This window comes from Paenibacillus sp. LHD-117 (assembly GCF_030929555.1).
Classification (GTDB): Bacteria; Bacillota; Bacilli; order Paenibacillales; family Paenibacillaceae; genus Pristimantibacillus.
Window position 1 is genome coordinate 1 of the sequence record NZ_JAVFVT010000012.1, and the last position, 25,810, is coordinate 25,810.

Genomic DNA, 25,810 nt, shown 5'->3' on the forward strand with positions numbered 1-25,810 from the left:
GTGGTAACCAACCCACGGATAGCAGCGTGCCGACCGTCGCTCGCTTATTTGCTCCCGCGCCTAGTGTTTTGGTGGTGCAAAATGCAAGGGCTTGACTAAAACGTTCATAGCAACGGAACTCCGCGCTCTTATTATGCGATTATGAGCCGAAATGGAAATCTAACGGAACTATGAGCACCTATTCCATTGAAAATGGCGTTTTTCAGGCTGAAAAACATAAATAAGGGCCGCTACTTCCGTTACATTTTCTAATCGACTAAAATGAGCCGAATAACGTCCGCTGCTTCCGTTGAATCTCAAAGCCCGCCATTAATCGATGGTCTCCGTAGAGCCGTTATATGCCCGAATAATCAACGTTTGGGATTGTGACCCCCAGCACTCTTATTTTGCCGGATTGGTCCATGGAATCCGGATTCCGGGGCGATTAGCGTCTTACCAGTCGGTCACCGTCCCGGAATCCGGATCGATACCGTCGTGCCGATGCCGAGCCGGCTGAAGATGGAGACGCCGTACGAGTCGCCGAACAGCAGCTTGATTCGGTTGTCGACGTTGCGGATGCCGTAGCCGGACAGCGTGTCCCCGCTTTGCGGCAGCTCCCGCCCGCTGGCCATCCGCATGCCCATGCCGTCGTCGACGACGCTGAGGACGATATCCTGGCGATCGCGATAAGCGCGGATGATGATGTTGATGCCAAGCTCTTGGTCCCAGATCGCATGGTTGATACAATTCTCCACGAACGGCTGCAGCGTCAGCTTGACGATCGGGCAAGGCAGCACGGATTCGTCGATGTCGTAATGAACCCGCAGCAGATTGGCGAACCGAACTTGCTGAATGGACACGTAGTATTGCGTCAGCTGGATTTCCTCGTGGATCGACAGCGTGTTTTTCCCTTTGTTAAGCGAGATCCGATAAAACTTGGCCAGGTCGGTCACCATTTTGTTCATGCGCGGGTCCGCGTTTCGAATGGCCAACGACGAGATCGATGCAAGCGAGTTGTACAGGAAATGGGGGTTGATCTGCGCCTGCAGAACGTTCAGCTCCGCTTCCCGCTTGTCGATTTCCTTCTTGTACACGTCCGAGATGAGCGTGCTCAGCCGCTGCGACAGCCTCCGCAGCGCGTTGCCGACTTGTCCGATCTCGTCCCGGCCGAGTGGACGAATATCGCCGAGCTCGAATTCCTCCTTCTCGATTTGCCTCATCATCCCGACAAGCGATTCCACGCGCTTCGTGAACAGCCGCGCCGCGATATAGATGAGCAGCGCCATGACGGTCACGCTCGCGAGCGCGTAAGCCAGTATCCGCTTCGCGGCCGCGTTCGCTTTGGACAAGAAGCTGCCATACGGGATGAGCGCAACGCTCTTCCAGCCGAACTTCGTCGTGTTGTAGACGACCAGTACTTGCTTGCCGTCATAGATGCTGTCGAATTGTCCGGCGGGGTCGCCCGGGAGTTCATCCGGCAAGGGAATCGGCTGATTGAGCAGCGTCTTGTCCCTGGCCGACATGACCGTTCCTTGCTCGTTCACGATGAGCACCGTCTTGTCCATCGATTCCTTCTCCATGAGTCGGAAAATATCCGATTCGAGAATGTTGATCGTGAGCACGCCGTACGGATTGCTCATGCTATTGATGTTCAGCATCCGCGACAAGGTGAATACCGCGGGCATGTCCGGCTCCGACGGCGATGTTACGAAGCGGACGTTGCCGAAGCTGCCGCTCAGCGATTGATAGGCGAGCGTTTCGCGGAAGTTTTCATCCATTCTTTTGATAAACATATCGTCGACGGGCAGCGTCTCGTTGCTCCTATAGATCGTCATGGAATCGATGTCCGGATTCGTCGTCAGCATGTTGACGAACGCGTTGTTGATGTATTTGTAAGCATCGACGAACAAGGACGGATCCTTGGAATAATCGTTAGTGAGGTATGCACGCAGCGTGCTATCCAGGTACAGGGTGGCGGACAACTTCGTGTACGTCTCTAGTTTACTCTCCAGGTTCGCGTTAATCTGGGCCACGGTCGACCGCGTGTTGGCCACCATTTGGGAAGACAGCTCGCCTCTGATCGTCGAGTAGGAATACAGCACGAAGAAGAGCAGGGGGAGGATGCCGCCGAGCAGGAACATGACGAACAGCTTCTCCCGAAGCCGCCAATTATAGAGAGGTTTGATTAGCCAACCCGGCATATTTCCCATCTTCGATCACTCCGCTCATCGATGTAGTTCAAAGCTGCATTTTGCGATATTCGTTCGGGGTGCTGCCCTTGTGCTTCTGGAAGACGGAGCAGAAATACGATACGTTCTCGTAGCCGACCCGATGGGCGATCTCGCGGACCTTCAGCGCCCTGTCCTTCAGCAGCTCGGAAGCATGGTTCATCCGGATGCGGGTCAAATAATCCAATATCGTCTCGCCCGTCTTTTCTTTGAAAATCGTCCGAACGTAGTTCGGGGACAGGTACACTTCCTTGGCGATATCCTCGACCGTGACCGGGAGATGGTACCGCTCCTCCAGCATTCTCGCGATCTGGCTGGCAATCGATTGATTGCGGTCTTGGTCGCGCTCGCCCGCCGCTTTGAGAAGCTCTCTGCAGAAACGAAGCGCGTACTCGTGATAATGGGCGATCGTTGGGAGATTGGACATCTCCCTCCAATGATCGGCAAGCAGATGGCTGCGGGCGGGCCCAGCGAGCAGCGAGGTAAAATGCTGCTCGAGACCCGTGAGCAGCTGGATGACGCCCCGGACGGCGGAGCTGCGTTCGACCCGCCGCTGCCGGATGCCGGCGAACCAAGCGGATAGCAGTTGCTCCGCTTGTTCCGCATCGTAGGACTGGATGGCCGCGATAAGACCAGCCGCGATCTGATCGGCGCCGTGGTCGGTCGCGGAGGCGCCCCCCAGCATGGCAGGCACGATGACCGCACCCGATTGCCGATACAATTTCTCCTCATTGCAGCGCTGGGACTCCTCGAACGCTTCCTTCAGCAGATGAAAGCCTTTGTAAGGACCGGACAAGCCGACCGTCGCCTCCGCCGTCAGCCCCGTTTCCCGCAGAAGCTCCTCGCGAAGCAGCTCCCAATACGTCGGATCCGCATGCTGCGCGTTTCCTTGGAACAGGACGAACAACGTTTGGGGGCCGGTTTCGAGGACGATCGCGGCGTCCAGCCTTCGTCTCAGCAAGACGCGCAGCGTCTCCGCGGCGCCGACGGCCATATCGCCGATGCCCTCGGAAGGAGCGGCTCCGGACGCCGCATCGCTGAGAGCGGCGCCGCCGGATGCCGATGCCGCATCGGCATCGGCACTCGCCGCAGGCGAGCCGCCGCTCGCGAACGCCGGCGGCTCGAACGTCCAATAAGCCGCGCCAAACGGCTGACCGGCGGAGAAGCCGTCCGCGCGGCTCTCCCATTGCTTGATCCAGTCGAAGCGGCGCTCCGCGCTCGGCTCGCGTACGATGCGCAGCAGCAGCTTCTCCAGCAGCCAGCCGCCGCCGGCGCTCGCAAGCTGCTCCTCTTCGCATTTGCGCTTCACTTTCTCGAGGAGCGCCATCAGCTCCTCCATATCGATCGGCTTGAGCACGTAGCCGGCCGCCTCGATCTGCAGCGCCGACTTAATATATTGAAATTCGTTATGGCCGCTCAAATAAATGATTTTGACGCTTTTGTCGATCTGCTTCGCCCGGCGCCCGAATTCCAGCCCGTCCATGATCGGCATGCGCACGTCCGTCACGATGATATCGGGCTTCAGCTCCTTCAGCTTGCCCAGCGCTTCCTTGCCGTTACGGGCCGTTCCGGCGATCCGGATGCCGACCTGCTCCCAAGGGACGTATTGCTCCATCGTTTCCAGCTCGATCGATTCGTCGTCTACCAACAGAACGCTGTACATCTATAGGCACCCGCCTTTTTTCGTTAATTTGAATGATTGGCAATAGGATGAAGCGTTTTCTTCTTAGTTTAACGGCTATGCCGCTATTCAACAATGGAAGGGCACGAAGTGTGTTCGTTTCGGTCATGAATCGGTAAATTCGGATATCGTTCGACCGATGCGACGAGCTTATAATGAGAACACGACGCAATGAAAGCGCAATCCATCCATAGGGGGCAACACGATGATCATCCAACCGAAAGCGCGGCCCGAGGGGCAAGGGACTCGTGCCATCCGCGCGTCCAGAACGGGATTGGCGGGCAGGCTCAAGGAACAGCGGCTGCTGTACGTGCTCATGCTGCCGGCCATCGTCGTCACCCTGCTGTTCTCCTACGTGCCGATGTTCGGGCTGTACATGGCCTTCATCAACTACTCGCCGGGGGGCGGCTCGTTTTTCAAACAATTTTTTACGACGGACTTTGTCGGCCTGCAATGGTTCGAATACTTTTTTACGAACGGCGATTTCATCCGCATTATGCGCAACACGCTGGCACAGAGCTTCCTGTCGCTGCTGTTCGGCTTCCCGCTGCCGATCATCCTCGCGCTAATGATCAACGAGCTGCGGAACGGCTGGTTCAAGCGAACGTTCCAAACGGTGTCCTACATGCCGCACTTCATCTCTTGGGTCATCGCGGCGAACATTATCATCACGATGCTATCGTCGGGCGGCGTTATCAACAACATTCTAATGGGTCTCGGTTTCGTCGACGAGCCGATTCAGTTCATGCAGAAGGGTCCGTTGTTCTGGTGGATCATCGCGCTCTCCAACGCCTGGAAGGACATGGGCTTTAACGCCATCATGTATCTCGCCGCGATAGCCGCGATCAACCCCGAGCTGTACGAGGTCGCGAAGGTGGACGGCGCGAGCCGGCTGAAGCAGATGCTGCACATCACGCTGCCTTCGATCCGGCCGACGATCATCATTCTGGCGATCCTCGCCGTCGGCGGCATTCTGAACGCGGGCTTCGACCAGCAATATTTGCTCCAGAACAACACGGTCATGCAGTATTCGGAGGTCATCGATACGTACACGTACAAATACGGCTTGCAGAACGGCATGTTCTCGTACGGCGCGGCCGTCGGACTTTTCAAATCGGTCGTGGCGTTCATTCTGGTCATCTCCGTGAATCAGATGGCCAAACGAATGGAACAGCAGTCGTTGTTCTAGCAAAATGGAAGAGGGGAAAGCTGCATGGTAAAGGACAAAAAAGATTTTCTCTTTATGACCCTCGTGTACGCGTTTATCGTCGCGGTCTTCATCATTACGTTCTATCCGTTCTGGAACGTGTTCATCATCTCGCTGAACAGCGCGGAGGACACGCTCCGGGGCAATCTGTACCTGTGGCCGAGGGAGTTCAGCCTGGCCAGCTACGTGCAGATCATGAACGACAGCGAAATATGGACCGCGATTAAGGTGACGGTGCTTCGAACGGTCATCGGAACGCCGCTTGCGGTGCTGACGATCGCCATGCTGGCTTTCTCGCTAAGCAAGCGGGAGCTGGTCGCGGGCCGGTTCTGGACGCTGTACTTCGTCTTCACGATGTATTTCGGCGGCGGGCTGATTCCGTACTATATGGTGCTCAAAAGTTACCATTTGATCGACAGCTTCATGGTGTTCATCGTTCCGGGCCTTATGAACGTGTTCTATATGATCATCGTAAGAACGTTCATCCAAGGGCTGCCGGGAGAGCTTGACGAATCGGCGAAAATGGACGGCGCGAACTACCTGCAAATTTTCTTCCGCATCATTCTGCCGCTGACGACGCCGGTGCTCGCCACGATCGGGTTGTTCACGGCAATCGGTCACTGGAATGCGTGGTTCGATTCCTACGTGTTCACGTACAAGCCGGACCTGAAGACGCTGCAGGCGGTGCTCGTCAAAATTTTGAACCAATACCAGACGGGCTCGATGGTCAGTGACGCGCAGCAGATGGCGAACTCGTCGAAGAGACTGGCGGTCTCACCGGATACGATCCGCATGGCTGCGACGATGGTGGCGACGCTGCCGATCATCATGGTATACCCGTTCCTTCAGAAATATTTTGTGAAAGGGATGACGCTCGGGGCTGTCAAAAGCTGATCCGGGGGCAGCTGTCCATATTAGCAGGGGGAGGTGTTTCGTTTTCGGTCGAACACGGTTTGCCGACTCGCCGCTTCAAAAATCGATTATTATAACGAATAAGGGGGCTTTTGTATGCACACCAAAAAAGGGTTAACGCTGCTGCTTACGGCTATCATGCTCATGACGCTATTGTCCGCTTGCGCTTCTTCGAACAAAGAGGGGAACAGCCAGTCGACGAATCAACCCGCCGAGAACGGCGGAGCGGAAGGCGAAACCAAGGATCCGGGAACAGATCCGATCACGATTACGTTCTTCGATAAAAACACGGGCGACAAGTTCGATAACGCCGTGGCTCAAGAGATAACGAAACGAACGGGCGTGACGATCGAAATCCAACAGCCGACGGGCAATCCGACGGAGAAGCTGAATCTGATGCTGGCGAGCGACGACTTGCCGGACATGATCATGTTTGATCGATCGAGCGACCTGGTCGCCAAATACATCGACGCGGGTTCGATCGTTCCGCTGGACGACCTGATCGCGGAATACGGCCCGGACGTGGCGAAGATGTACGGCGACGTGCTGAACAAAACGCGTTACAAAGACGGCAAAAACTACTACTTGTCGAATTGGTACGGCCTGGAGCATGAACCTGTGTTCGGCTTCAACATGCGCAAGGATATCGTCAAGGAGCTGGCGCCGGACAAAGCCGACGGCGGCGTTCCGTTCACGGCTTCCGAATTCAAGCAGCTGCTGTCCGATTTCAAAGCCAAATATCCGCAAATCGACGGCAAAGACACGATCGCGCTGACGATGGACGGCGAGAATTTCGGCGGCACGATGGGCACTTTTAAAGGCATGTTCGGTTTGACGAACTACTACGAGCATGACGGCGTCCTGCAATACGACGTGAAGAATCCGTCGTACAAGGACATGATCCTGTACATGAACGACCTGTACCGCTCCGGCCTTATGGATAAGGAATGGGCCATCAACAAACGCCAGATTTGGGAACAGAAAATCGCAACCGGCACGATCTTCTCTTCGACCGGCGCCTACTGGGACCTTGGCAACTCCAACACGATCATCAAAAAGGACCGCGGCGAGGAATCGCAGCTGTTCGCTTACAAAGTCGTCGCGGACGGCGTGGACCCGTCGAAGACGACGTACGGCGGCCGCAGCTCGCTCGGCTGGGACGCGATCGCGATTACGAAGAAAAACAAAAATCCGGAACGCACCATGCAGTTCATCAACTTCCTGGCTAGCGAAGAAGGGCAATACCTGCTCATGTGGGGCATCGAAGGCACGCACTGGGATATGAAGGACGGCAAACATACGCCGCGTCCGGAAGTGCTGCAAAGCTTCAAGGATGATTGGGCCGCGTACACGAAGGAAACGGGCATCCGCAAGTGGACCTGGTTCATCAAGAACGGCCCCGGCGCGGACGGCACGCCGTACGATCTTCCCGGCCGTTACGAGCGTTCCCCGATTGACCAGATGGCGATCAAGAACCTGTCGGATACCGTATTCGACACCGCGATCTTCGACGGGCTGGGACCTGCCGGCGGAACGCCGGAGGCGCTGAGCGAGCAAAAAATCAGCGACATCACGAAACAGGCGATCACGAAAGCGATCATGGCTCCGACGGCGGAGGAAGCGGGCTCGATTTTCGATAAAATGTTGGCCGATATGAAAGCCGCCGGCGACGAGAAAGTGGAAGCCGTCTACACGACAAATTACAACGCCCGCAAGGAGCTGTGGCAGTAATTGATCACGAGTTAGGGAAAAGAGGGAGGCCAGCGTTGCTGGCCTTTTCCTTTGATTGTTGCCATATAGCGAATAGGAGAAAGGGAGAGGATGGACGATGACGACGATAATGGGATCGATCAAGCTGGAGAAGAGGGACGGCGCGTTCGCGGCCGACAACGGGCTGCTGCGGGTGACGGCAAACTTGGAGGCGGGAACGCTGGACGTCGCATGGAAGGACGGTCAGGCGATGAGCGGGCTGTACGCGGAGGCGCGCTTCGGAGGGGAGACCGTACGGTCGGCGTTCTACCAGTCGCATGGCGTGGCCGAAACGTCGGTGGAAGCAATCGATGACGCGTTCGGCGCGGGCATCTCGTTCGTCTTCGAGCATTCGGATTCCGGCAAGCCGGCGCTGCGGCAGCATATTCGGCTTTACGAGGGGCTGCCGTACGCGCTGGTGGAGCTGGAAGCTTGCCGGGACGCAGAGTGGGAGACGAATGAACTGACGCCGCTCGCGGCTTACCTGAACGACGGAGGCGTGCTCGACTTCGGCGACGGCTCCAAGGAAGAGATTCGTTCGCTGTTCATCCCTTACGACAACGATAAGTGGGTGCGCTTCGCGTCCCAGGCCAATCCGGGCAGCGTTCGGAGCTATGAAGCGACGGCGGTATACCGCACGGAATCGCGGCGCGGCTTCGTCATCGGGTCGGTCACGCACGATACGTGGAAGACGGCGATCGAGGTCGAAGGCACGTTCCGGGAAGCGATCGGACGCCTGCGGGTCGCCGCAGGCGCGTCCGATCTGCGGACGCGCGACACGGTGCCGCATGGCTCTGTGCGCGGGAAGTCGATTGTTTCCCCGACGATCTTCGTCGGGGCGTACGAGGACTATCGCGACGGACTGGAAGCTTTCGGCGAGGCCAACGCGTTGCTGAAGCCGGCGCTTCCATGGTCCGGCGGCGTGCCGATGGGCTGGAACAGCTGGTCGGCCGTCATGGCGAAGCTCGACTACGACGTATATACGCATACGTCGGATTTCTTCGCGGGTGAACTGCAGCAGAACGGCTTCGCCGATTCGGAGGGAAGCCTTTACGTTAACTTCGACGCGTTCTCGGACAATTTGACGGCGGAGCAGCTGAAGGACGCGGTGGCACGCGTCAAGGCGAACGGCCAGAAGCCGGGCACGTATTATACGCCTTTCGCGTTCTGGGGCAGCAATCCGGACACGCCGGTCGAAGGCACGGACGGGAAGGTATTGTACAGGGACATTCTGCTGAAGGACGCAGCGGGGCGGCCGCTGCCGAAGCTGGACGGCGCGTTCCCGATCGATCCATCCCATCCGGAGGCGATCGCGCGTATCCTGCGTAAGCTGGACGAGGTGGCGGAAGCGGGTTTCGAATATTTGAAAATGGACTTCCTGGCGCATGGCGCCATGGAGGGAGAACATGCGGACCCAACGATCCGCACGGGCATCCAGGCGTACAATTACGGAATGGCAGCGATCGCGGAGGCGCTGAGCCCCGAGCGGCTAGGCCGCCCCTTCTTGATCAACCTGTCGATCGCGCCGCTGTTCCCGCACGGTTACGCGCATAGCAGGCGCGTCTCCTGCGACGCGTTCGGCACGATCGAGGACACGGAGTACATGCTGAACGCCGTCACGTACGGCTGGTGGATCAGCGACCGGCTGTACCGGTTCAACGACCCGGACCATATCGTGCTCTTCAAAAGCGATAATCAGCGCGCGACGTCGGAGCATGAAGGACGCAGCCGTTTGAACGCCGGCGTCATCGCGGGCACGTCGCTGCTGCTCGGCGACGATTACCGCATGGAGGAAGCCGCCCGCCGCGCCAAGGCGTGGATGACGAACGAGACGGTCATGGCGCTCGCGAAGCGCGGCGAGACGTTCCGTCCCGTCGAGGGAGGCAGCGGCACGCGGGGCGAGGACGCGTTCGTGCTGGCCGGCGATGGGGGACTCTATGTCGCCGTCTTCAACTTCGACGCGGAAGCCGCGACGGAGCGGGCGATCGCATTGCCGCGCCTCGGCATCGACGGCTCGGATGAGCTGACCGTTCGCGATCTATGGACGGGCGAGCAGTCCCTGCTGGCGGCAGACGCGACCGAGCTCGCCATCCGGCTGGAGCCGGCGGAGTCGAAGATGCTTTTCATCGCGTAGCGGCAACGGCAACGTTATTCAGCAGATATAGCGGCAGCCCTGGACGAGAAGATAATGTCCTGGACTGCCGCTTTTTATTGAGCTAAATAAGATTACGTTCTTTTCCTGACATTAAAATTATCCGTCAGCAGCAACCAATTTTGCGGGAATGCCAGGCCCAGCTTCCAATACATAATTCCTCGTATTTTAAATTCCTTGATCAAATCAAATTTCGCTTGAATGCTGCGTGCATCCTCAAACCATACTTCATGTTGAACCCCTGCATCGTCCGTGTAACGGAAAAAAGGCGCTTGAGCTCGATAATCATACTGGATTTGAGCGTTTTCCCTTAATGCGATGGCGATTGCCTGTTGGGGACTTAAAGCCTTTGCCGGGGCTCCCCCCGCGGGTGGATATGGCGCCGTCCAGTCGTAGCCGTATAAATTTTGCCCTAACAGGATTTTGTTTCTGGGAATTACACTAACCGCGTACTGCAGTACGCTGCGAACAGGACCGATGGGGCTGACCGCTTGAGGAGCACTTTGCATATACCCCCATTCATACGTCATAAGGGAGGTGAAATCAACGATTTTGCCTTGGGCTGCAAAGTCATGGGCTCCGTAAATTCCTGTAGTTGCATCGCTTGTTTTTGGCCCGACTGCGGTCGATAGCGTCAGCCCGGCAGCATGGAAAATGTCTCTTGCTCTTCGAAGAAAGTTGTTATATAACTCCCGATCCTCAGCTCTCAGCAGTTCAAAGTCAAAGTGAATGTCCTTGTAGCCGACTTGATTTGCAATTTGAACGATATTGCCAAATAACCGGGTTGCGGCCGATTCATCGGTAAATAGGGCATGGGCCAGGTCGGCGCTGAACTGAAACTCCTCCAGATTGCTGACAACAAGGGCATTGACCACTTTAGCAGAGCTGGCGATTTTGGGGATGTCGTCAATCGAGGGCGCATCCAGCGTTCCATCGCGATTCGCGCGGTAGCTGAACATCGCGAGATAAGTAAGGGAGCTGACTCTATTACGCACTTCATTAATCATCGTTTGGCTAACCGGCGTTCGTGGTTCAACATAAAGCAGCACGTCGATCGTTGATTTCGGCCTGGGAGGAATATAGAGGCGCTGCCCCACGTGGAGAACCGCGGTAGCGGATATGCGGTTGGCTTGAGCAAGCTCGTTGACGGTCAAGCCATACATTTTTGAAATGACGTATAGCGATTGTCCCCGTTGAACCCAGTGATAGCGTCCTACTATGGGAATGACTAATGCTTGCCCTACGACAAGGCGCGAAGGATCAGATAATTCGTTTGCTTGCGCGATCGATTGTACAGAAGTGCCGTAAGCTTGAGAAATACCGTACAAACTCTGACCACTTTGAACAACATGGATCTGCAAAAAAATCGCCTGCCTTTCATGGACGAAAGATTGTATAGTCTTAGACTATTTTTGTTGCAGGTATAATAGTATTCATTGAAAATATTTATCTATAGCAACGCATAAAGGCCGAGCTGCAAGGATGTCTTGCGCTCGGCCTTTTTTCGGTTTCGGGAAAATATGCTTTAAAGCGGGGATTTCTCGCGCAAGGACTTCCATAAGATCAGCTGTTGTTCCAGCTGCTCGATGACCGCGTCGACCTCGTACGTGAACAGAACTTGACCTTCGCCGTCAGACTCGCCGACAAGCTTCGCGATCGTGACGGACAGCTCTGTCTGGCGCGGGAGCTCTTGCTGCAGCTTGCGCAGCAACTCGGACACATTTTTGCCTCCGAAATGCGAAGCGGCGGAAGCAGGCGAAGGGGCCTGATTCCCGTCTGGTTGGCCATCTCCGACTGTCACTCCTGCGTCTTGCACGGCGGTTGACGCGGACTGCCCGCTTATGTTCGCGGCGGCCGTCGTCGCTTGCCCCGAAGGACCGGCAGCAGCCGCTCCCTCAGCCGCTTTTTTCTTTTGCTTTGCTTGAGCGTCCGACTCTTCTGCCGCCTTCGCGCCTTTCCGGTTCTGCTCGTAGACCGACCAAGTCTCCAGCAAGCCGCTGCCGGTTTTGAGCAGCAACTTCTCCTTCGTATTGTCGGAGATCGTCTTATCCTTGAACAGCTTGGCGATTTTCTTCACGTCGCTGACCGGAAGCTCGTCCCTCGCTGCGATCAGCGAGAGCGGGTCCCGATGCTCCATCGGCAAGTCCTTCAGCGGTATGAGCTGATCTTCGGTCAGCTTGTCCTTGCGGATCTCCGTCCCGCCGACGATCAGCTTCTTGACGGCATTGCTGAATTTCAGCAGCTCGCACTTGTTTTTGATGTAGTTCTCCGGCTTGCCGAGCTTGGCGGATAGGAACTTAAGCGAGCTGCGGAACCGGCCGTCGTTCATCAGCTTGTCGAAGGCTTCGGCTTCTTCGATCGGCGAGAATCCTTCCCTCGTCAAGTTCTCCGCGATCTGCTCCAAGTAAATCTCCATCTCGTCCGTCGAGGTCGAGACGATGCACGGGATCGTCTCGCGTCCCAGCATTTGCGTGGCTTTGTACCTGCGGTTGCCGTAGATGATGCGGTACCGTCCGCCTTCGATGGTCCGTACTTTGATCGGCGACAGCAGTCCGAGCTCCTCGATGCTCTTTATCAGCTCCTGCAGCGCTTCCTCGTCGAATTGGTAGCGGGGCTGGTCCTTGTCCTCCTCGATGGCAGACAAAGGCAGTTGAATGATGTCCATGGGTCCTCTCCTTCGGTAACGTTCAGATTTCGTTCAATGCGCGCTACCTCTATTATATCGCAGCGAATCTATGATTCAATGTACTTAACCGTTCGGATTGAACTTGAATCAACCTAATAGGTTTCAAGTTTTTTCCATGGAACCCCGACTATAAATTCTCCATTTCGTAAAATAATAACAACATCGAAATCAGACAGGAGCTGACTGGATTATTGGCACAGAGAAAGAGACGGTTAGCCGCCGCGGCGATTCTGCTTCTCGTCGTGATCGCGGGTTCGGCATCGATATGGAGAACCGCGCGCGAAGAAGTAAACGGCCATACGGAAGCTTCGGGATTATCGTTTAAGTCGGCCAAAGATCGTTATGACGTCATCGTAGCCGGCACGGATCCGGAAGGAGTGGCGGCGGCCATATCCGCGGCCAGAAACGGGCTTCGCGTGCTGCTCGTGGACGGCAAAGGAAGGGACCGGCTCGGCGGTTTGCTTACGATGGGCTGGCTGAACTCGCTGGACTTGAATTTAGCGCCAGGCCAGCCGGAGGGAGCGAAGGCGAAAGACGAACACGATTTCCTGAACAAAGGCATCTTCCAGGAATGGTACGATCAGCTAGATGGTACTTCGATCGACGTGGATGCCGCGGCAGACGTATTTCTTAAGATGGTGAAGGCGGAGAAAAACGTATCGCTGCTGCTCGGCGTGAAGACAATGGAACCTATGATGCATGGCGCTGCGGTCGCGGGTTTAATCGTAACCGACGAGCGCGGGGATAGGCGCGTCCTGCATGCGCGCGCGGTCATCGACGCGACCCAGGACGCCGACATCGCCGCGATGGCCGGCGTCCCGTACACGATCGGCCGCGAGGACCTTGGCAATCCGGAGGCGCGGATGGCGGTGACGCTCGTCTTCAAGCTTAGCGGATTGACGCAGGAGATGTGGGATTCCTTCGGCAAGCGGAAGGATACCGGCGCGGATCAGAAAAGCGCATGGGGATTTCTGGCGGCAAGCGACTATCCGTCCTCGGATCCCGATAAGGTCGCGCTGCGCGGCCTTAATATCGGCAGGCAGAACGACGGTACGATATTGGTTAACGCCATGCATATCTTCGGCGTGGATCCGCTCGATCCGGCTTCGGTGCAAGAAGGGCTGAGAATCGGCCGGGAGGAAGCGCCGCGAATCGTGGATTATTTGAAGTACACGTTTAAAGAGATGAAAGAACTAACCTATGCGGGCACGGCGCCGGAGCTGTACATCCGCGAGAGCCGCCATATCCAAGGGGAATACCGGCTCGCGATGGCGGATTTGATGGAGAACCGCGACAGCTGGGACGCGATCGCTTACGGCTCTTACGACGTCGACATTCAGCGGTTGGGACGCGACGATACGGGGGCGATCATGATGTCGCCCATGCAATACGCCGTACCGTTCCGGACGCTTGTTCCGAAGAAGGCGGACAATTTGCTCGTCGTAGGCCGCACCGCGAGCTTCGATTCGCTGCCGCACGGCAGCGCGCGCGTCATCCCGCTTGGGATGGCGACGGGCGAAGCGGCCGGAGCGGCGGCGAAGCTGGTCATGGAAGAGGGGATGACGTTCCGGGAGCTTGCTGCTTCCAAATCCGGGATCGCGAAGCTTCAAGAACGGTTGGGGAAACAAGGCATGGACTTGCGCATGCGGGACCTGGAGCTGCCTGCCTACAGGAAACACAAGGCATACCGGGGTTTGCTCGCGGCGGTCAGCATGGGCATGACGCTCGGCGGCTACGACAACAAGCGCTGGGATTTGGACGGCCTATCGACCCGTGACCGATACTTGACGATGATGCAGCGGCTGGCGAAGATGCACGGCACGCGTTTCCACGGCCAGCCCGATCATGCGCTAGGGAGCTACCATCGGTCCCAAGCCCCGGTCAGGCTGGAGGATGCCGCCTATGCGCTGCTCCTGACTGCCGGCATTCAGGTCAAGCCGGCAAACGCAGTCGCAGAGTTGAAGTCGCGCGGCTGGATATCGCCGGAGACATGGGCAAATATCAGCCATCCCGGCGGCCTCACCAATGGCGAGACGTACATGCTGGTGCGGGACGCCGTCGAACGCCATGCGGGGATTACGTACGAATAAGCTTAGGCAAGCCGGAAGACGGGGCGACGCGGCGGGGCAAGGAGCGATCCTTCCTGCCGAGGCGCTCTTTTTTTATTCAAATTGTTCTTTATAAAGAACAAAACTGGTGATATAGTAAGAAGTATGTTCCATAAAAAGATCACCCGCCAAGGAAAAGCGCCATGCTGTACACAACGCTGCATGTATTCTATCGTGCCAGCGTGGCCTAATCATCCGATCGCGAGGCAGCGGAGGTAATGTTCAGAGATGGCATGGCGCAGCGAATTAAATCCGAATACAGTCCCGGCAATGTTGGAAAAAAGGTCCAGAGAATGCCCCCGGGCGATCGCCTATTGTTTCCCGGAATGGGGCCAGCGCTACACGTGGGGCGCCATCTGGGAGGATGTGCAGTCGCTAGCGATCGGCTTGCAGCGGCTCGGCGTACGGAAGAGTGACAAGGTCGCCCTCCTGATGACGGGTCGCATGGAGATGATCGTTGCCATGTATGCCGCGGCTTGCTTGGGAGCGATCGTCGTGCCGCTTAATGCGTATTCCCGCAAGGAAGAATTGACCGGTTACCTGGCCGAAGCGGCTCCGTCGGTGCTGCTTCTCGGCTCGGAAGGCCATAAGCAGCATTATCCGGCGATGGCAAAAGAGATTTTGGATGAATACGGAGCCCGGAAGCATAACCTTCCTGTTTGGCTGCCCGGGCCCGAGCGAATATTCGTCGTCGGGGACGAAGAAGCAGCGGCGTCAAACGGATTCCGTTCTTACCGGGAGCTTGCCGGCGGCGCGATGCGAACGGACGAAGAACAAAAGGCGTTTCGCTCGGCGTGCAGCCAGGTCGATTCCCGCGATCCGCTTGTGCTGTTGTTTACCTCAGGTACGCTGGGCGCGCCGAAGGGCGTGCTGCGCACGACGGCTTCGTTCCTTGCCCGCTCCGCGGGAAGTAACCAAGGCGGATGGATTTCGGCCGGGATGGCAAAGCTGAATACAAAGGTTACGCAATTTTTCAAAATCATGAATTTGCTTCCTCTTTACCATATGGGCGGGTTCGCAGCTATCCTGACCACGCTGGGGAGCGCAGCCGTATGTACGGTCATGTTAAGCCGGTTCAATCCCGTGCAGGCGCTGGAGATCACCGCCAAGGAACGGTGCAGGGTGCTGGTCGGCACCCCGTATATGCTGCAGGGCATGATCGCCGCTCCGGAGCGGAAGCAATATGATCTATCCTCGCTGTTAGGCGTTGCTTTCACATCCGCTGCCGTGAATCCGACGGTGATTGAGAAGGTAACCGGGGAGCTGAAGCTTCGTTTCTTCCTGGTTACCTACGGATCGTCAGAAGCGGGCGTTGTGGCGAGCGGAACGTGCATGATTGGAGGTGGGATCGTCCTGCAGCTGCTGTACCGGATGTTGAAGCAAACGAACCTGATCGGCGGTTTGATCCCGTACAAACGATTCCTTCAGGAAAGCTGCAGTCTGGCAGGCAAGGTGGATAGCGGCATCGAGATCCGCATCGAAGATCCCGTCACGGGCCGCGCTCTGCCGCTTGGCGAGCAGGGCGAAATTCTCATTCGGGGCCACCGGGTGATGCGGTACATCCGCGAGGATGCGGAGCGTACATGCCACCAGAAGGACGGCTGGTACCGCTCCGGCGACCTTGGCTGGCTGGACGAGCATAATCAGCTTACGATCGCGGGACGGATGCATCGCATTATTTCGCGGGGCGGGGAAAAAATATCGCCGGTCGAGATCGAAAATGCGATCCTGCGGCTGAGGGATGTAGAAGACGTGATGGTGCTCGGCATTCCGGACGAGTTATACGGGGAGCAAATATGCGCTTGCGTCGTTCCGAAGCCTGGAGCGAAGCTGTCGGCCGATCGGCTGCGCGCGGATCTGGCTCCGTACCTGTCCGCGTTTAAGCTGCCGAAGGAGACGATTTTCCTCCCGTCGCTGCCGATGTCCGGCACGGGAAAGGTGTCCGTGGCGGAGATGAAGCTGCTCGCGATGAGCGAGCTCGGCCTGCTTCGGAGGCATGCGTGATGTTGATGCGACAGTTCTATCCGGGCATTACGCTGTTTAAGCTGGCCGGCGCGCTCTTCGTATTGGTCGCCCATGCGCTCCTCATTCCGTCCATGGCAGGGATGGAGCTATCGCCGCTTGCTTCGTTCCTTATGTTGGCGGGGCGGATCGTCGTTCCGTGTTTCTACGTGGTGTCGGGCTTCCTCCTGTACAAGGGGTGGTCTCATTCCGCGAATCCTGTCGCCTACGTCAAGCGGTATATCGTACGGATTGCCGCGTTCTACGCCGTGTTCTGCCTCCTATTCGCGTTCGAATTCATCGTTCCTGCGCTGGCGCGAGGCGGAATCGGCATCTCCAATCTGTTCCTCCAGGCCAAAATCATGTTCATGGCCGTATTCGTGAACGGGCCAATGATTCAGCTGTGGTTCATCCCGCCGCTGCTTTTCGGCGCTGCGGCGGCATACTGGATGCTGAATAAGCTTCCCGTTCGGAAGGTCCTGATCTTGACCGCTTCGGCTTACGTGGTGATTCAACTGCTGTCTGGAAGCTTCCTAGGGATGACGGCGGCTCTCCCTGACACTGCGCCGCTTCATTACATGGAGCTTGGGCTGACCCGTTATCTCGGCTTCGGACTGACGTTCGTCGTAATGGGCGCTTTGATCGCCAAATACGAAGAACGGTTTTTGCGGCTGCGCATCCGAAGAGCGATCGTCCTCTCTATCGCTTTTACGATAACGGAGACCGTTCTGCTAGTATCCTTCGCTGATTGGACGGATGCGTACAAGCTTACGTTCGGCATGATTCCGAACACGGCCTTGCTGTTCTACGGCGTGCTGCGCGTACGCAGCAGTACAATGACGGCCCATCATCGGTTCATTCATTTGTTCAGTATCGTCGCGTTCGTAGGCCATATCCCGTTCATGCGGCTGAACGGGCTGATCTTGGGCTGGGGCAGCTCCGAGCTCGACCTGTGGCAGCAGGTTCTGCAGACCGCGCTCACGATCGCGCAGTGCGCCGCACTGTCGGTCTTTATTCATCGGAAACGATCCGCGGTTACGGCGTCCTCCGAAGGAATGGCGTCTGGCAAACGCGCAACGATTACCGGTATCAAGCGAGAGAAACATCCGGCTGCGGAAACGCGGACATGAACGAAGAGACGCCTCCCGGATCGGGGGGCGTCTCTCAGTTTTTACTGCGCAATCTTATTTGAAGAATGCTTCGAACAGCTTCTTGATCGAAGCCTGGTCATGGGAGATGGAAAGGAGGACGTAATTGCCGTGACGGAGAATTTGATAGTTTTGGGCATCCTCGTATTGGTTGGGCAGGTAGGTCGAGAATATCTCAATGATATCCTCGGCGCGTTTCGTCAGGCCTTCCTTCACCGCATCATAATTGTCGGCGGACTTCAGCTTGACGACGACGAGCTCCGTCGCCTTCGTGTTCATGAGCGCCTGCTTGAAGATGCCGCTCTCCAGCAGCTCGTCCCCGTCGAAGTAATAATAGTCCTTGATTTGCTCCCCGGAAACGGCGATCAATGGCGGCAGCTCGACGTCGCCATTGATTTTGTCCATGATGTCGGCGACCGATACGTTATCGCCGGGCGCTTCCGGCTTCGCCGTCGGGCTTGGTTTGGCGGTCGGCTTTGCCGTCGGTTTTGCCGTTGGTTTGGCCGTTGGTTTAGCAGTTGGTTTGGCAGTTGGTTTCGCGGTCGGCTTAACCGATGGTTTCGCTGAGGGCTTTTTCGTCGGGTCCGTCGCAGCTTCGGTGGTTGCGGTCGGCTTATCCGTCGGCGATGGCGATGCGGTCGCGTCGGCGGTTGCGGTCGCGTCGGCGGAAGCAGTCGGCGATGGCGACGCGCTATCGTCGGAAGCGGCGTCCGTCGGCGAAGCGCTCGGCTCGGCGGTTTCTGATGAGGCGGCATTATTGCCGGCACTCGCATTGCCGTTATTGCCGCCGTTGCTGCAGCCGGATGCGACGAGCGACAGGGCGATCGTCAAAGAGGCTGCTGTCTTGAGCCATGGTTTGCTGTTCGTCATTATGTATTCTCTCCTCGATCATGATGTCGAACAACTAGACGAGGAGGCTTGTCCGAAGGTTGCACGGCTCGCGGGAAAAACGAGATGATGAACGAGTTTTATGGAGAGAATGTGTCGTTTGAAATGATGATCCGACGAATCGATGATAAGACATGAATACTGCAAAAGTACATGTTTTTAGACTCCATTTCATCGATTCATGGACAATTGCTGCGAATGTGCAGCAATTTCCCCCTACAAAGCGGGTTTAGAGGTGAACTTGGAGAAAATTGCTGTATAAAAGCAGTATTGTAACTCGGACGAGCTCGAATCGGAAAAATTGCTGCACTTTTGCAGGATTGGGGGGCTAGCTCGGCGAAATCGAGCCGCAAACTTGCCTGATTCGCCGCTAGCGACTACCATGTATGGGAAAGCTCGGCGTTACGCCTACGCCATATGCAGCTGGTTAGTCGCTCTCGCCGATAACCTGGCTTTGTAACCGCGCCAAAAGCAGCTGGTTAGTCGCTCCAGCTGACAAACTGGCCTCGAGCCCACGCCAAAAGCAGTCACTTTGACGCTCCCGCCGACCATCAACCGCGCCTCTCCGAGTCCCGCAGCCGCCGGCCGTACGCGAAATGATTCGTCGGGCCATGTCCCTTGCCGATGTCCAGCCCGTCCTCGATCGCCGCGCGAATGAACGCCTTGGCAAGATCGGTCGCGTCGCGTACGTCCAAGCCGCGGGCCAGTCCCGCCGCCAGCGCCGCGGAGTAGGTGCAGCCGGTGCCGTGCGTGTGCCGTGTGTCGACGCGCGGGCTCTCCCAGCAGCGGAACTCGCCGCCGGCATCGTACAGCAGGTCGATGGTGACGTCGCGCGTTGCTTCGTCATGGCCGCCTTTCACGACGACGCAATCCGCGCCCATCTGAACAAGCCGCTTAGCGGCCTCCTCCCGGTCGGCCAGCGTGCGGATGGCCATGCCGGTCAGCGTCTCCGCCTCCGGAATGTTTGGCGTGATGACCCGCGCGAGCGGAATCAGCCGATCTTGCAGCATGCGGAGCGCTTCCCGCCGAAGCAGCTCGGACCCGCCTTTGGCGATCATGACGGGATCGATGACGAGATTGCGCCAGCCGAACGCCGCAGCTCTGTCCGCCACGGCTTCAATGATCGCGGCGTTCGCCAGCATGCCCGTCTTGACCGCGTCCGGCGTAAGATCCGTCCCGACCGCGTCAAGCTGCGACGCCACGGCTTCGGCCGTCATGGGATAGATGGCGTGGACGCCAAGCGTGTTCTGCGCGGTTACCGCCGTGACGGCGGACATCCCGTAAACGCCGAGCTCCTGGAACGTTTTCAGGTCGGCTTGAATGCCCGCGCCGCCGCCGCTGTCGGAGCCTGCTATCGTTAATGCTTTGCAGATTTTCGCTCGGTCCTCGATTAATGAATCGTTCATTCGTCTCACTCTCCCCGTAACGTCGCATTCCTTATTCATTTCATTGTATCAGGATTGATCCAGGAGCCACAGAAGCTATTTTTTTTTCGTGATGAAGGATTGGGATTGTAATTGCCGGAAATCATAACGAGCCTTCAATTCCACGCTTCGATAGGCGGTAGTGAAGGTTTTTTCTTTTGTGTATAGTCCATTCTACGTTTTTTAATGAAAGCTTCGTTAAAAAAATGGAGTTTTGTTGTTTTTTATTGTTTGTTTCGAGCGACCTAGATCTTATGATGAGCTTAAGTCAACCGTGCCGTCAGATATCAAAGGCAATGAAATCCGCAAAGCCGGGAAGGATTCGATATACGAATCGTATCTTCAACTGTTTTTGCGCCATGCTCGAGGAAATGGGGGATTAAAGTGTTCAATTTATTGATTGTAGATGATAACCGTACTGAGAGAGAAGGAGTGAAATTTCTGGTTGAACAGTTCGAATGGGAGCTGGACATTACGGAATCGGACAGCGGAGAAGCGGCGCTCGCGTATCTTGAGAATCATCAGATTGATATTTTGATTACGGATATTAAAATGAAAGGACTCGACGGGCTGCAATTGGCAGAGAAAGTGAGAAATGAGACTCCGAATGTGAAGGTTATCTTCATGAGCGCATACGGCGAATTTGAATATGCCCGGAAAGCGATAGATTTGGATGCGATTAATTATATATTGAAGCCGGTTGAAATTGGCGAGTTTATGCGTGTTGTATCAAAGGTCATTCAGTTGTGCGAGGAAGAACGCCAAGAGAGAGAACAAGCGGAGAAGATGAAAGAAGCCTATGGGAAGGGGCTTCGTTTCGAGAAACAGAAGACACTGTACGATCTTGTTTATGGAAAAGACCGTTTATTGGAAGCAGAGCAGCAAATTCATCATTCCGTATTCGGCTCTGACGGTCATGATTTGCGAATGGTTATGCTTGACGCAGGCTGTCGTTTTTTTGATCGAGCGGATTTTGATATGGAAGCGATTGCGCAAGAGGTTTTTACCGGAGAGGTCGATATCATTCACTTAAATGAACGGCAAAGCTTGCTATTCTATGCCGGCAGCGAGCAGGATACAGAAGCGGAATTGCAGCAGATAGGAAATAAGCTGATCGAATGCTTCAAAGGAATGGACGGCAAAAACGTATGCGTTATTATTAGCGGTCTGCTCATCAGGCTAAAGCATATCTCGGAGGAATTCGCCGAAATGGAAACGATAGCGGCCAACAGATTTTTTTTGGATGGCGGTACGGTTATCTTTACTGGCAATTCTCAAGGCGGGGTTCGAAAAAAGTCGGATTGCTGCAGTGAGGTATTGCAAGAAATTTGGTCGCATATGCAATCGGCCATTCATGGAAAGAGCAGCCATGACAAAGGGCTTATATTAATCGAAGGCGTAAGAACCCTTGCGTCCGATTCAGAAACTTATGTGAAATTCGTGTGTACTGAACTGCTCAAATTATTGATTGGGAGTCCAACTCCGCAAAATGCAAATTATTTTATGATGAATATAGAGAAAATCTACAATACCGCATCCCTCCATGAGCTGCGGCAATTAATGCTTTCGATTATTAAGTCGCATACATCGGAAAGCGACAGCTCGACGGAATCGCTTCGCAAAGTGATCGAGGATGTAGTGAGCTTGATTGAAAAAGATTACAGCAGAGACATTTCACTGGAGCACCTCGCCAAAAAAGTTTATTTAAGCCCTGCGTATTTAAGCCGTTTGTTCAAGAAATATACCGGACAGAGTATTACCAAATACATTACTTCCATCAGACTGGAAAAAGCGGCACAGCTTCTAATGGAAACGAACAAAAAAATTACGGATATTTATCAAGAGGCCGGCTATCAAAATTTCGCGTACTTCTCCGCGTTGTTCAAAAACCATTATGGCAAAACGCCGTCCGAATACAGGGAGGATGACGAACGGTCATGAAAAGGAGAATAGGCCGAATATTGGACAAGCTGAGAATCAAGCAGAAGCTAATCTTGTCTTACGCGATCATCGTATTCATTCCCGTCCTGGTGCTGGGCATCTATTCCTATGTGCAATCCAAAAAGCTTCTGCGCGATCAGGCGATGCAAGCCATTGAGAAAAATATCGGAACGGCAGCCGATAGTATCGGCGACAATATCGAACATTACCATTCAGTCATTAATCTGGTGATTGGGAATCGGACAATTGAAGAGATTTTGTCTAATAAGTCCGAAGATCAAGCGAATCTTTCCAAGCTTGCCAATCAATTAAATGATTTTTTAGACCCTTATTTCAAAAATCTTTTCGCCTTAAATCAAGGGATGACGAAGCTGACCATCTATACGGAGAGAGCGATGCCGGAATATGGTGATTTTATTCGATCTTCAGCGGGAGTGCAGGATCAAGGCTGGTACCGGGAAGCGATCGATAAGTTTGGCGTTCGTTGGCATGCCGATACCGGGATTGATTTCCGAAAGGGGCTCGTCGCCGTCAACAAATTTCCGGAGACGTTCACAACGGGCCGGCACGTATTATTTTTAAGAGTGGAGACCGCCAAGCTGTTCGAGGAAGCGGAGAAATTGCTTAAGGAGTATACCATGGTCATCGAGAGTCCGGAAGGGGACATTATCTATTCGAATGCAAGCCATGTTGACGATATGCCGTCCATTAACAGCACCAGTACATTTATGTTCAAGGAAGATATCCCCAATTCAGACTGGATACTCTTTTGTTATGTACCCGTACAGGAGGTAACGGGCAACGCGGTTCCCATTCTTCATGCGACTTTTATCGTGACCGGTATTTGCATCGTGATCTTGTTCGGAATCATATCCGTCTTCGCGAAGGGAATGCTCCGCCGTATTTACCAGCTTCACAGGTGGATGAAACGTGTGGAGCAAGGTGAGCTGGACATTGAGGTTCACAGCACATCCCAGGATGAGATCGGTGATTTAACCATAAGGTTTGGAAATATGCTTGTTCATATTAACGAGCTGCTTCACGAAGTGCGGCGTAAGGAGCTTATTGCTCTGCAGGCGCAGATGAATCCTCACTTTCTGTATAATACGCTCTCGTCAATCAATTGGAAAGCGCTGCAAACGAAATCTTACGAAATTAGCCGCATCGTCACCGCTATGTCGAAATATTATCGAACTGCCTTGAATAAGGGAGAAAATCTGATTTCATTGCGCCATGAACTGGATAACGTCAAGTCCTATTTGGACATTATGCTGATCACGAGCGACAATAGCTTTGATGTAATCTACGAGATTGATGAAACCATTTACCAATATGACACTATCAACATGATTTTGCAGCCGCTTGCGGAAAATGCGATCAAACATGGGCTTGAACAGATGCCGGATCGAAAGGGAGAACTAATTGTAACTGCCAGTCTCGACAAAGAGAAGATACGGATCGCAATCAAAGATAACGGCCCTGGAATGAACGTGGAGCTTCTCTACAAAGTAAGGCTGATGCAGTCTTCCGGATACGGGCTCAGTAATGTGAATGAACGAATTCGGCTGCATTTCGGAAGCGAATACGGACTTTCTGTTCATTCCGAAGAGAACCATGGAACAACAATGATCATAACGCTTCCCCGATTTAACAAGCCGGTAGAGGACGCATTATCGGATCTGCAAGACAGCAAATAATCAATAGTGAAATCAAATAAGTGATAATGATGCCTAATAGGCCCGGTGCTACAATAAAGACAAAAGTGAATGCGCATTCATTTCAAAATATAGGAAGGAGATGCCTGATGGGGGATGTAACGGCCGTGGTCGATCCACCTGGCAAGGCAAGGCGCCTCGGGACCGACAACCGGAAGGAGAAGCGACGCGCATATAAAAAATACCGCGTTCTGCTTCTGCTGATGATTCCTTCCGTTGTTTACGTAACCATATTCAATTATATTCCGATTTACGGATTGCTTATCGCTTTTGAAAATTTTCACATTACGAAAGGTTTTTTCAACAGCCCATGGGTCGGATTGGAACATTTCAGGAATGCTTTTCAAGATCCATATTTCTTCGTTGTGCTGAAAAATACGATTCTGATCAGCTTGTACAAGATGCTGTGGGGATTTCCGATTCCGATTTTGTTCGCGGTGCTGTTGAGCGAGGTAAGGAATGCGAAGTTCAAGAAAACGGTGCAAACCGTCTCGTATTTGCCACACTTTATCTCATGGATCATTTTGGGCGGCATCTTTATGAGCATCTTTTCGCTGGATGGGCCCGTCAATGCCGTCATCAGGCTGTTTGGCGGCGATCCGATCCTCTTTATGGCGGATCAGCAATATTTCCGGGCTGTTCTTGTCGCAACCTCAGTGCTTGCAAGCTTCGGTTGGAGCTCGATCATCTATTTCGCGGCGATCGCCGGCATTGATCCGCATCTGCATGAGGCGGCTGTCGTAGACGGGGCGGGAAGGCTGAAGCGGATGCTTTATATTACGATCCCTCTTCTTATGCCTGTGATCAGCATTATGCTCGTATTGTCCATGTCGGGAATCCTCGATGCCGGGTTTGATCAAATATTCAATATGTATAACACGAATGTATACGATGTTTCGGACATTATCGATACGTACGTGTACCGCAAAGGTTTGGTGGATATGGACTACGGCTATGCAACGGCGGTGGGGCTGTTCAAGTCGCTGGTCGGTTTGGTTCTCATGCTCACAGTAAATGGGCTGGCCAAAAAAATGGGCGGCGGTGAACATACGTTGTGGTAGATCGTCGCGCTGTTGTCTCTGGGAAGGAGAATCGTCTTGGTCACGAGATCTTACGGAAATAAGATGGCAGATGTTCTATTGTACGCAATAATGACGGTTGTGCTGTTCATCACGTTATATCCATTCTGGACGCAAGTCGTTATATCGCTGGACGGCGGTGACGCGGCGTATCGCTCGTTTCAGCTCATACCGTCCATGCCGACGTTTGACAGCTACAAGCTTGCGTTGGAGTTTGACGCCTTATGGGTGGGCTACAAAAATACGATTATCCGCACATGCTTGGGAGTCGTTATCAGCATATTGGCTACTTCGATAACCGCCTATCCGTTGTCCAAACCGGATTTGCCGCTTAACAAATGGTTTACTAGATTTATGTTGATCCAGTTTATTATCGGAGGGGGTTTGATTCCGAATTATTTGCTGATCAAATATTTGGGCATGTACAACACGATATGGGCGCTTGTCATTCCAGCCATGCTCAGCACATTCAACGTGCTGATTATGCGAAATTTTTTCAGGTCGCTGCCGTTAAGCCTGGAAGAATCGGCGATGGTGGACGGTGCGGGATATATGACGATATTGGCCAAAGTTGTGCTGCCTTTGTCGATGCCGATTATCGCTACGCTCTCGCTTTGGGTAGCCGTCTATCATTGGAACGCTTGGTTCGACGCGCTCATTTACACGAACAACCCGAATAAGGAAATGCTGCAGCTGGTGCTCAGAAGGATTATTATTCTGAATAATCCGACCCAGTTCAACGATGTACTTACCAAGCTGCAGGAGAAAAGTCCGTTCTCGGGACGGCAGCTGCAGGCAACGGTCATCATGTTATCCATTCTTCCAATGCTGATTGTATATCCGTTCATCCAGAAATATTTTGTGAAAGGCATTATGGTGGGCGCTGTGAAGGGCTAAATGCTTGAGCGCAGC

General features: G+C 54.6%; 17 protein-coding genes. 11 read left to right on the plus strand and 6 right to left on the minus strand.

Annotation, left to right across the window (positions count from 1 at the left end; translation table 11 throughout):
- Positions 1-443: 443 nt before the first annotated feature.
- Together RB620_RS11055 and RB620_RS11060 are read right to left on the minus strand one after the other, a co-directional pair.
- On the minus strand, positions 444-2,189 hold the full coding sequence (locus tag RB620_RS11055; protein WP_308094273.1) for a sensor histidine kinase: 1,746 nt from the start codon (positions 2,187-2,189) through the stop codon (positions 444-446).
- A gap of 28 nt (positions 2,190-2,217) precedes the next feature.
- The gene (locus RB620_RS11060; protein WP_308094276.1) at positions 2,218-3,870 is read right to left on the minus strand and encodes a response regulator; all 1,653 of its coding nucleotides are present in this window, start codon (positions 3,868-3,870) and stop codon (positions 2,218-2,220) included.
- Positions 3,871-4,093: 223 nt separating this feature from the next.
- Between RB620_RS11060 and RB620_RS11065 the strand changes: the two genes are divergently transcribed.
- From RB620_RS11065 to RB620_RS11080, 4 genes are all read left to right on the plus strand, one after another.
- The gene (locus RB620_RS11065; protein ID WP_308094278.1) at positions 4,094-5,077 is read left to right on the plus strand and encodes an ABC transporter permease; all 984 of its coding nucleotides are present in this window, start codon (positions 4,094-4,096) and stop codon (positions 5,075-5,077) included.
- Between the two features lie 24 nt (positions 5,078-5,101).
- Positions 5,102-5,989 (plus strand): carbohydrate ABC transporter permease, encoded by an 888-nt coding sequence (locus tag RB620_RS11070; protein ID WP_308094279.1) that lies wholly within the window; start codon positions 5,102-5,104, stop codon positions 5,987-5,989.
- Between the two features lie 114 nt (positions 5,990-6,103).
- The gene (locus RB620_RS11075; protein ID WP_308094280.1) at positions 6,104-7,738 is read left to right on the plus strand and encodes an ABC transporter substrate-binding protein; all 1,635 of its coding nucleotides are present in this window, start codon (positions 6,104-6,106) and stop codon (positions 7,736-7,738) included.
- 97 nt (positions 7,739-7,835) lie between these two features.
- Entirely contained in the window at positions 7,836-9,890 is a 2,055-nt protein-coding gene (locus RB620_RS11080; protein WP_308094281.1) for an alpha-galactosidase, read from the plus strand.
- 92 nt (positions 9,891-9,982) lie between these two features.
- Here RB620_RS11080 and RB620_RS11085 read toward each other — a convergent pair whose 3' ends face one another.
- Both RB620_RS11085 and RB620_RS11090 read right to left on the minus strand, forming a co-directional pair.
- Positions 9,983-11,269: a glycoside hydrolase family 18 protein gene (locus tag RB620_RS11085; protein ID WP_308094283.1), complete on the minus strand. Its 1,287-nt coding sequence runs from the start codon at positions 11,267-11,269 to the stop codon at positions 9,983-9,985.
- 164 nt (positions 11,270-11,433) lie between these two features.
- Positions 11,434-12,573, minus strand: coding sequence for a ParB/RepB/Spo0J family partition protein (locus RB620_RS11090; protein ID WP_308094285.1), 1,140 nt, complete (start codon positions 12,571-12,573; stop codon positions 11,434-11,436).
- 212 nt (positions 12,574-12,785) lie between these two features.
- Here RB620_RS11090 and RB620_RS11095 point away from each other — a divergent pair, with 212 nt between their 5' ends.
- From RB620_RS11095 to RB620_RS11105, 3 genes are all read left to right on the plus strand, one after another.
- Positions 12,786-14,684 carry an FAD-dependent oxidoreductase gene (locus tag RB620_RS11095; RefSeq protein ID WP_308094287.1) on the plus strand — a complete coding sequence of 633 codons (1,899 nt, stop codon included), beginning with the start codon at positions 12,786-12,788 and terminating at the stop codon, positions 14,682-14,684.
- Between the two features lie 246 nt (positions 14,685-14,930).
- Complete coding sequence (locus RB620_RS11100) at positions 14,931-16,706, plus strand: class I adenylate-forming enzyme family protein (protein ID WP_308094288.1); 1,776 nt, start codon at positions 14,931-14,933, stop codon at positions 16,704-16,706.
- Entirely contained in the window at positions 16,706-17,833 is a 1,128-nt protein-coding gene (locus RB620_RS11105) for an acyltransferase family protein (RefSeq protein WP_308094290.1), read from the plus strand. The genes RB620_RS11100 and RB620_RS11105 overlap by 1 nt, the downstream gene beginning before the upstream one ends.
- A gap of 54 nt (positions 17,834-17,887) precedes the next feature.
- Here RB620_RS11105 and RB620_RS11110 read toward each other — a convergent pair whose 3' ends face one another.
- Both RB620_RS11110 and thiD read right to left on the minus strand, forming a co-directional pair.
- Complete coding sequence (locus RB620_RS11110; RefSeq protein WP_308094292.1) at positions 17,888-18,721, minus strand: DUF4358 domain-containing protein; 834 nt, start codon at positions 18,719-18,721, stop codon at positions 17,888-17,890.
- Between the two features lie 569 nt (positions 18,722-19,290).
- Positions 19,291-20,145, minus strand: a complete 855-nt coding sequence (gene thiD, locus RB620_RS11115; RefSeq protein ID WP_308094294.1) for a bifunctional hydroxymethylpyrimidine kinase/phosphomethylpyrimidine kinase — start codon at positions 20,143-20,145, stop codon at positions 19,291-19,293.
- Positions 20,146-20,547: 402 nt separating this feature from the next.
- On the opposite strand from thiD, the gene RB620_RS11120 reads away from it, so the two are divergent.
- The 4 genes from RB620_RS11120 (at position 20,548) to RB620_RS11135 (ending at position 25,795) form a co-directional block, all read left to right on the plus strand.
- Positions 20,548-22,104, plus strand: coding sequence for a response regulator transcription factor (locus tag RB620_RS11120; protein WP_308094296.1), 1,557 nt, complete (start codon positions 20,548-20,550; stop codon positions 22,102-22,104).
- Entirely contained in the window at positions 22,101-23,801 is a 1,701-nt protein-coding gene (locus tag RB620_RS11125) for a sensor histidine kinase (RefSeq protein WP_308094298.1), read from the plus strand. Before RB620_RS11120 ends, RB620_RS11125 begins: the two co-directional genes overlap by 4 nt.
- A 107-nt stretch (positions 23,802-23,908) precedes the next feature.
- The gene (locus RB620_RS11130; RefSeq protein ID WP_308094299.1) at positions 23,909-24,880 is read left to right on the plus strand and encodes an ABC transporter permease; all 972 of its coding nucleotides are present in this window, start codon (positions 23,909-23,911) and stop codon (positions 24,878-24,880) included.
- A 36-nt stretch (positions 24,881-24,916) separates the two neighbouring features.
- Positions 24,917-25,795, plus strand: a complete 879-nt coding sequence (locus tag RB620_RS11135; RefSeq protein ID WP_308094301.1) for a carbohydrate ABC transporter permease — start codon at positions 24,917-24,919, stop codon at positions 25,793-25,795.
- Positions 25,796-25,810: the final 15 nt, after the last annotated feature.

What these genes read in the sequence shown, in the direction of transcription:
- RB620_RS11055 (WP_308094273.1), bottom strand. Translation starts at nt 2,189, where the DNA reads ATGGGAAATATGCCGGGTTGGCTAATCAAACCTCTCTATAATTGGCGG.
- RB620_RS11060 (WP_308094276.1), bottom strand. Translation starts at nt 3,870, where the DNA reads ATGTACAGCGTTCTGTTGGTAGACGACGAATCGATCGAGCTGGAAACG.
- RB620_RS11065 (WP_308094278.1), top strand. Translation starts at nt 4,094, where the DNA reads ATGATCATCCAACCGAAAGCGCGGCCCGAGGGGCAAGGGACTCGTGCC.
- RB620_RS11070 (WP_308094279.1), top strand. Translation starts at nt 5,102, where the DNA reads ATGGTAAAGGACAAAAAAGATTTTCTCTTTATGACCCTCGTGTACGCG.
- RB620_RS11075 (WP_308094280.1), top strand. Translation starts at nt 6,104, where the DNA reads ATGCACACCAAAAAAGGGTTAACGCTGCTGCTTACGGCTATCATGCTC.
- RB620_RS11080 (WP_308094281.1), top strand. Translation starts at nt 7,836, where the DNA reads ATGACGACGATAATGGGATCGATCAAGCTGGAGAAGAGGGACGGCGCG.
- RB620_RS11090 (WP_308094285.1), bottom strand. Translation starts at nt 12,573, where the DNA reads ATGGACATCATTCAACTGCCTTTGTCTGCCATCGAGGAGGACAAGGAC.
- RB620_RS11100 (WP_308094288.1), top strand. Translation starts at nt 14,931, where the DNA reads ATGGCATGGCGCAGCGAATTAAATCCGAATACAGTCCCGGCAATGTTG.
- RB620_RS11105 (WP_308094290.1), top strand. Translation starts at nt 16,706, where the DNA reads ATGTTGATGCGACAGTTCTATCCGGGCATTACGCTGTTTAAGCTGGCC.
- RB620_RS11110 (WP_308094292.1), bottom strand. Translation starts at nt 18,721, where the DNA reads ATGACGAACAGCAAACCATGGCTCAAGACAGCAGCCTCTTTGACGATC.
- thiD (WP_308094294.1), bottom strand. Translation starts at nt 20,145, where the DNA reads ATGAACGATTCATTAATCGAGGACCGAGCGAAAATCTGCAAAGCATTA.
- RB620_RS11125 (WP_308094298.1), top strand. Translation starts at nt 22,101, where the DNA reads ATGAAAAGGAGAATAGGCCGAATATTGGACAAGCTGAGAATCAAGCAG.
- RB620_RS11130 (WP_308094299.1), top strand. Translation starts at nt 23,909, where the DNA reads ATGGGGGATGTAACGGCCGTGGTCGATCCACCTGGCAAGGCAAGGCGC.